Annotated in this window: 6 protein-coding genes (1 of these 6 cut by a window edge); 4 read left to right on the top strand and 2 right to left on the bottom strand. The window is 62.2% G+C overall.

All coding sequences use genetic code 11. The features are described 5' to 3' along the window. A protein-coding gene (locus I6L39_RS08350) for an NnrS family protein (protein WP_216991539.1) crosses the window boundary here: on the top strand, positions 1-1,011 show its 3' portion. 186 nt of this gene lie to the left of the window's left edge; the window shows 1,011 of its 1,197 coding nt (coding positions 187-1,197); its start codon lies off the left edge, out of view; the stop codon is at positions 1,009-1,011. Here I6L39_RS08350 and I6L39_RS08345 read toward each other — a convergent pair. Next, positions 1,008-1,583: a helix-turn-helix domain-containing protein gene (locus I6L39_RS08345; protein WP_216991538.1), complete on the bottom strand. Its 576-nt coding sequence runs from the start codon at positions 1,581-1,583 to the stop codon at positions 1,008-1,010. The two genes, I6L39_RS08350 and I6L39_RS08345, sit on opposite strands and share 4 nt — an antisense overlap. 113 nt (positions 1,584-1,696) lie before the next feature. Between I6L39_RS08345 and I6L39_RS08340 the strand changes: the two genes are divergently transcribed. Further along, positions 1,697-2,848 carry a benzoate/H(+) symporter BenE family transporter gene (locus I6L39_RS08340; protein WP_216991537.1) on the top strand — a complete coding sequence of 384 codons (1,152 nt, stop codon included), beginning with the start codon at positions 1,697-1,699 and terminating at the stop codon, positions 2,846-2,848. Positions 2,849-2,995: 147 nt separating this feature from the next. Beyond that, entirely contained in the window at positions 2,996-4,060 is a 1,065-nt protein-coding gene (locus tag I6L39_RS08335) for a DUF3103 family protein (protein WP_216991536.1), read from the top strand. A 65-nt stretch (positions 4,061-4,125) separates the two neighbouring features. Here the strand turns inward: I6L39_RS08335 and metF are convergent, their stop codons facing one another. Further along, on the bottom strand, positions 4,126-5,022 hold the full coding sequence (gene metF / locus I6L39_RS08330) for a methylenetetrahydrofolate reductase (RefSeq protein ID WP_042078684.1): 897 nt from the start codon (positions 5,020-5,022) through the stop codon (positions 4,126-4,128). Positions 5,023-5,349: 327 nt separating this feature from the next. Between metF and I6L39_RS08325 the strand changes: the two genes are divergently transcribed. Beyond that, positions 5,350-6,162 (top strand): GNAT family N-acetyltransferase, encoded by an 813-nt coding sequence (locus I6L39_RS08325; RefSeq protein WP_216991535.1) that lies wholly within the window; start codon positions 5,350-5,352, stop codon positions 6,160-6,162. Positions 6,163-6,170: the final 8 nt, after the last annotated feature.

Below are 6,170 nucleotides of genomic sequence, written 5' to 3'. Positions count from 1 at the left end.
ATGCTGTTCGGCTTTGGTGCTGCCATCGTCGCGGGGTTTCTTCTGACCGCGGTACAAAACTGGACGGCACATCCCGGGGTGCGGAGCTGGTCCTTGGCGCTGGTCGTGGCCTTGTGGGCACTGCCGAGGGTATTGTTGCCCTGGCTGGGGGAGGGAAACATCTTCTTGATGGCGGCAGACCTGCTCTGGCTCCCCCTTTGCGCCTGGTTTCTGGCCAAGCCTATCGTAGCAACCCGGCAGTGGCGCAACCTCTTCTTTGTGCCTCTGCTTGTCGTCCTGACCCTGCTCAACGCCGTCAGCTGGTTGTGGCGCACCGACTGGCCCTTGATAGAACACCTGCTGATCACGGCGGTGCTGCTGTTCTCGACCCTGATTGCGGTGATGGGAGGACGTGTCATCCCCTTCTTCACCGCCAGAGCCACCGGGATGGAGAAAGCCATTCCTCTGCCGTGGCTGGAGCGAACCGCACTCGCTGCCCTGTGGCTCATCCTGCTGCTCTGGCTGCTGCTCCCCACCCAGTGGGTCACCGGCCTCTATATGTTCCCTCTATATATAGTGGCGGCCGCTGCACACCTCCATAGACAGCTGCGCTGGCGTCCCGCCACCACTGTGGCACACCCCCTGCTGTGGTCGCTGCACCTGGCCTACCTCTTCATTCCTCTGGGGCTGGCTGCTCTGGCCGCGCACTCCGCCGGCTGGCCGATCACCCTGTCGTTGACCAGCCACCTGCTTAGCGCAGGCAGCATGGGTACCATGATCCTCGGGATGATAGCCCGGGTATCCCTCGGTCACAGCGGCAGGGCCCTGCAGGTCGGGCACAGGATCACGGTGGCATTTGCGCTGGTCATCCTGTCTGCACTCATGCGGGTATTGTTACCCCTCTGCTGGCCAAACCTGACCCTAACGGGATGGAACCTCAGCGGCTGGAGCTGGATTGCCGCCTACGGCCTGTTCGTCTGGGTCTATGCTCCCATCCTGACCAGTCCCAGAGCAGACGGCCGCCCAGGCTAGTCCCTGGGGGAAGGGGCTGGGTAGTGGATCAGGTTATGGAAGATGGCGGGGGCGATTCCCAGATTGCGATAACCATGGGGGCGATCGGCGGCAAAGCGCACGGCCTCCCCCTGATCGAGGGAGCGCCACTCCCCGTCGACCAGCACCTCCATAGTTCCGCTGATGACGATCACGTGCTCGGTAACCCCGTGTTCATGAGGTTCTGATTCCCGCTGATAGCCGGGCAACAGGGTCAATTCGAACAGCTCGAAACCAAAACGTCCCTCATAGGGGAAGAGGGGCGCCACCTGCATGCCCTCACCCGCCGGCTGCTGGCGAATGTCGTCGGCAACCCGATAGAGCGTCTCATCCAGGGCATCCGGGGTCGGCTCGATGAAGCTGGAGAAGGAAACCCGAAAGCCGGTGGCAATCTTCCACAGGGTCGCCACCGTCGGGCTGGACTCCCCTCGCTCGATCTGTCCCAGCATGGCCTTGCTCACCCCGGTTTCCCGGGCAGCCGCATCCAGGCTCCACCCCCTCTCGGCACGCAGCCCTTTCAATCGCTGGGCCAGATAGCGACTCATCTCCTGCATCTGCTCTCCGATTTTGTCTGAACCATATTGTGCGCTATAACGCACATCGCTATAGTCAAAGCCATATTGTACGTAATAACGCACAGACAAGCAGCATCCACAAGGAAGTTCTCATGCCCTTTGCCCTCCCTCACATGGTCGCAGGCCTCATCGCCGTTCTGGTGGGTTACACGAGTTCGGTCGTCTTGATCATCCAGGCCGCCACGGCTGCCGGTGCAGACGCCGCCCAAGTCTCTTCCTGGCTATGGACGCTCGGGATCGGCATGGGAGTAAGCTGCATCGGCCTCTCCCTCTACTATCGCATCCCGGTGCTGACCGCCTGGTCCACTCCGGGTGCTGCCCTGCTCATCACCAGCCTTGGCAATTTCAGCCTGGCCGAAGCCATCGGCGCCTTCATCCTCTCCTCGCTGCTGATCACCCTCTGCGGCATCAGCGGCTGGTTCGATCGGCTGATGCGCCACATTCCGGCTCCCCTGGCGGCCGCCATGCTGGCCGGCGTCCTGCTCAGATTCGGACTGGACCTCTTCAAGGTGGCCCCCCAGGATCCCCTGCTGCTTGGCACCCTGTTGCTGATCTTCCTGCTCGGTCGCCACCTCTGGCCCCGCTACACCATGGTACTGGTGCTGGCTGCCGGCATGTTGCTCTGTACCCTAAGGGGCGATCTGCAACTGAGCGAGGTGCACTGGCAACTCTCCCGTCCGGTGTGGATCTCGCCCTCCTTCTCCTTCCAGGCCTTGCTGGGCATAGCCCTGCCACTGTTTCTCGTCACCATGACGTCCCAGAACATGCCAGGCATTGCCATCCTGCGCGCCCATGGCTATCAGCCGGCCACCTCCTCCCTGATCACCTGGACCGGCCTGACCGGCTTGCTGCTGGCCCCGTTCGGTGGTTATGCCTTCAACCTGGCGGCCATCACGGCGGCCATCTGCATGGGCAAGGAGGTGGATCCCGATGCGGTTCGCCGTTGGCCGGCCGCACTCTGGGCGGGCGCCTTCTACCTGATCACCGGCTGTTTCGGGGCGACCGTGGTCGCCCTGTTCAGCGCATTTCCCACCGAGCTGGTGACCTGCGTGGCCGGACTGGCGCTGCTCGGTACCATAGGCAGCAGCCTGCACGGCGCCTTGCAGCAAGATGGAGAGCGAGAAGCCGCCTTGCTGACCTTCATCATCACCGCCTCGGGGATCAGCCTGCTCGGGGTCGGCTCGGCCTGCTGGGGACTGCTGGTCGGCGTGGCGCTGCATCAAGTCAACCGGCTGCGCGCCTGATCTGACCATCTGGGGAGACCCCAGTGAGACACAGCACATAATTCGGCAGAGATGGTTCACATATGAACCCCATTCCCGTCTAGTGAGAAAGCGGCGCAGATCCTTCCCGACAGGCGTCGCTGTCAGACTCAATACTGGAGAAGAAGAATGAGGAATCAGGCTGTCATCTTATTGCTGGCGCTGCTGGGCACCACCCTTGCCCAAGCCGCCGACACGGACAGGGAGCTGGCCCGTCAGCTCGCACTGCAGCAGAAGCAGTTGCTACCCCAGCTCGCCCAACAGGCGTACCAGAGTCCGCTACCCAAGCTGCTGAAAAAGGCGAGCCCGCGCCTCAAGCGACAGGCCACGGATGCCAACCAGGCCGCCATCCATCGGCAAGGGCTCGAGGGTGAGGCCACACAACTCATGCAGTTGCGGCTGGCCAATCCCGAGCAGGCGAATGCGCTCAAGCAGGGAGCAGAACCCCTGGTTGCCTATGTGCCGAGCGGCGATGAGAAGAGCTGGAGCGCCATCGAGGCGTTCGACGGCGCCGGCAATCCCGTCTATCTCGATGTGAACCAGCCACCGGCGCGGCCGGTGCTGGTGGTGGAAGCAGACCCTATCAAAGCCAAGAATGCCGGTCTGAAGGTGATGCGCAAGGCGCTGGCCGAGGCCGACTTGCAGGCTGCTCCTCGCGCCACCAGCGGGACGGCACCACTCAAGACCAGTATCCTCAAGCAGATCAGGCTCAACGATGATCAGGAGCCCTGGCTGCTGGGAGCAGCCGAGGTCTACGCCGTGGTGGCCGGGGTCAATCCCAGCCGGGATGAGCCCGTGGTGGACATCGTCGACATGCCCTATCTCGATGATGACAACACCGACTACAGCCCGAACCAGATCCTGGTGTACTGGGATCGCTACCGCTGGGGTGCCGTCGACGTCGTCATGATGGAGCAGGACGACAACGTCAACTACAAGGAGCTGAGCGCCCTGCTGATCGAAGCACTCAAGCTCGGCTTCACCGCGGGTGGCGTACCGGAGGCCCTGCCCTTCCTCGACCTCGGCGGCCGTATCGTCAAGGCGCTGCCCGACTCCTGGATGACCAACAACGACGACTATCTCGATACCTTCTATACCCTGGAGCAGGACCAGAGCTATCACCAGTATCCCGGCGCGGCCGGCAATGCGGTCATCACGCTGGAGCCCAAAGAGATCCAGCCGACCCGACCCTGACCCTCATCCAAGACAAAAAGCCAATGAGGAGACTCATTGGCTTTCCTGTATCCGGGGTCGCGGGATCAGGCCTGAGCTTTCGGCCTCACCCCCAGGGTGTGGCAGATGGCGTAGGTCAGCTCGGAGCGGTTCAGGGTATAAAAGTGGAAGTCCTTCACCCCTTCCTGGCTCAGCACCCGCACCTGATCGATGGCGATGCTGGCCCCCACCATGTTGCGCGTCAGCTGGTCGTGCTCCAGCCCCTCGAAACGCTGATGCATCCAGCGCGGGATCTTCACGTTGGTGAAGCCGGCAAACTTGGCCAGGGTCTGGTAGTTGGAGACCGGCAGTATGCCGGGCACTATCTCGGCATCGATGCCGATGGCCGCACAGCGATCACGAAAACGCAGGTAGGTCTCCACATCGAAGAAGAACTGGGTGATGGCACGGTTGGCGCCGGCATCTATCTTGCGCTTGAGGTTGAGCAGATCGGACTGCGCGCTTCTGGCCTCGGGGTGCCCTTCCGGATAGGCGGCCACCGAGATGTCGAAGTCGGCCTCGGACTTGAGCAGGGCGACCAGGTCGGTGGCATACATGTCCGGCTTGTCGAGTCCGGGGGGCAGATCCCCGCGCAGTGCCACTATGTGGCGAATGCCGCTGTTCCAGTAGTCGCGCGCTATGGTGCGCAACTCGTCACGGCTGGCATCGATGCAGGTCAGGTGCGGTGCGGCGATGAGGCCGGTGCGCTCCTTGATGTCCTTGATCACCTTGTGAGTGCGATCCCGGGTGCCCGAATTGGCGCCATAGGTCACGGAGACAAACTTGGGTTCCAGCACCTGAAGTCGCTCGATGGACTGCCAGAGGGTATTCTCCATCCCTTCGCTGTTGGGCGGAAAAAACTCGAAACTGACCGATATGTCGCCACCCAGATCCGCCAGACTCTGGTTGAGTGCTTCAACCTGACGCGCGCTGTGAAATCCCATCTGCTCTCTCCCTGTCCTGCAACCCATTCCTCTACGTCAAAACGGATGTTTGGACGTCTAAACGTCTTTCTATCTTTATGAGAAAACGGATCAAAGTCAACACCGAATTCTCGCTGGCAGAGGGGATAAACGATTTTTTTCTTTTGCAATTCCACCTAAGTAATGACCGGCCCCATCCCAAAATGCCGTCAGGCACGCTATGATGCGGGCGGATCGTCCTGGACGTTCTGAATCTGCGTGTGATTGTTTGGCCGGGTCTCCCGGCCTTTTTTTAACTTCTTTCCCCTCCCGCCGATAATCAATTCAAGCATTTACAGGAGCCTCGTCATGGAAGATCACCCCGGTTTTGCCACCGATCTGCTGTTCGACCGCTATCAGGGCGAGGTGACGGACCATGAGCGATTCTGGGCCGTGTGCACCCCGGGCTCTCCGGACTACTACTTCGGCAACTACCTGTTGCTCCCCACTCCCCCAAGCGATCGTGACAAGGGCTGGCTCGAGGCCAGTTTCGACACCCTGATAGGCCAGGATCCCAGGATCCGCCATCGCACCTTCCAGTGGCCCCTGGCCGAGGGACAAAACAGCCGGGTCGCCGGCTTCGTGGCGGCGGGATACCAGTACATGGAGTGTGTGGTGCTGGCCCTGGAGGCCGATCGCTGGCGTGCGCCGGACCGGGGCAGCGCGGCTCGGGCCCGCCCTTTCAGCGCCGACGACTGGGACGAGTGGCTCGCCTTCGAGCTGGAGGAGCGGGATCCCGCCCATTCGGAGGAGAGCTACCTGCCCTATCTGCGGTCGCGCCGCCACCTCTATGAGGCGATGATCGCCGACGGGCTGGGGCAGTGGTGGGGGATCTGGCATCAGGATCGCCTGATCGCCAGCTGCGGCCTCTTCTTCACCGGTACCATGGGGCGCTTCCAGCTGGTGCGCACCCACAGGGAGTGGCGCAACCAGGGATTCTGCCGCCAACTGCTGAGCCAGGTGGCTCACCAGGGGTTCGAGCGGGCCGCGCGACTCATCATAGTGGCCGACGAGCACTATCACGCCCAGCGGGTCTATCGCGCCCTCGGCTTCACGCCGGTGGCGCGCATCGGCAGCCTCTGCCGATGGCACACCACGCCCGACGAACCTTCACCGCAATAAAAACGGGA

Source organism: Aeromonas sp. FDAARGOS 1409 (assembly GCF_019048705.1).
GTDB classification, from domain to species: Bacteria; Pseudomonadota; Gammaproteobacteria; order Enterobacterales; family Aeromonadaceae; genus Aeromonas; species Aeromonas sanarellii.
The sequence above is the reverse complement of the archived record's forward strand: the minus strand, read 5'-3'. Positions and strand labels throughout refer to the sequence as shown.

Excerpts from the sequence above, each read along its gene's own strand:
- I6L39_RS08335 (WP_216991536.1), top strand. The coding sequence starts at position 2,996 with ATGAGGAATCAGGCTGTCATCTTATTGCTGGCGCTGCTGGGCACCACC.
- I6L39_RS08340 (WP_216991537.1), top strand. The coding sequence starts at position 1,697 with ATGCCCTTTGCCCTCCCTCACATGGTCGCAGGCCTCATCGCCGTTCTG.
- metF (WP_042078684.1), bottom strand. The coding sequence starts at position 5,022 with ATGGGATTTCACAGCGCGCGTCAGGTTGAAGCACTCAACCAGAGTCTG.
- I6L39_RS08345 (WP_216991538.1), bottom strand. The coding sequence starts at position 1,583 with ATGCAGGAGATGAGTCGCTATCTGGCCCAGCGATTGAAAGGGCTGCGT.
- I6L39_RS08325 (WP_216991535.1), top strand. The coding sequence starts at position 5,350 with ATGGAAGATCACCCCGGTTTTGCCACCGATCTGCTGTTCGACCGCTAT.